The 555-nt window shown below is 73.5% G+C and carries 2 protein-coding genes; both read right to left on the bottom strand.

From position 1 onward, the window contains the following. Nucleotides 1-90 precede the first annotated feature (90 nt). Entirely contained in the window at nucleotides 91-363 is a 273-nt protein-coding gene (locus tag H3V53_RS43350) for a (2Fe-2S)-binding protein (RefSeq protein WP_336603060.1), read from the bottom strand. After that, on the bottom strand, nucleotides 356-555 hold a 200-nt coding region (locus H3V53_RS43355), incomplete at its 5' end, for an FAD-dependent oxidoreductase (RefSeq protein WP_336603061.1). The genes H3V53_RS43355 and H3V53_RS43350, both read right to left, overlap by 8 nt.

Genomic DNA, 555 nt, shown 5'->3' on the forward strand with positions numbered 1-555 from the left:
CGACGCGCGCGCCCGCGTTCGCGGCCTCGCGGGCGGCGCCAAGACCCGCCGGCCCCGCGCCCACGACGACGACATCGAAGTGCGCGTCGTTCATCGCGGCCCCGACGTCTGGATGACTTGGCCGTCGCGGCATGGCGTCTGGCAGGCGAGCACGTGCGCGCGTCCGTCGACCGTCACGCGACACTCGTGACACACGCCCATGCCGCAAAATGCCGCCCGCGCCTCGCCACTGACCGATCGACGCGCGCCGCGGATGCCCGCGCCGCTGACGGCGAGCGCGGCGGCAATGGTCGCGCCTTCGTCGACCTCGACGAATACGTCGTCTATCTTCACCCGCACGCGCGAAACCGGCGCATCAGACATGACACGCTCCCAGTTCGAAGCGCGCGGGCAGAAACGGCTCGGCGTCGATGGGCGCCGCGGTCTGCGTGATCTGCGCGGCGAGCAATTGCGCCGTGCCCAGCGACGTCGTCACGCCCAGCCCCTCGTGGCCGACGGCGAGCCACACGGCGGGCGCCGCGCCGCCCGCCCGGCCGATCAGCGGCAAGCCGTCGG

The sequence above is a fragment of the Paraburkholderia bengalensis genome (assembly GCF_037126505.1).
Classification (GTDB): domain Bacteria; phylum Pseudomonadota; class Gammaproteobacteria; order Burkholderiales; family Burkholderiaceae; genus Paraburkholderia; species Paraburkholderia bengalensis.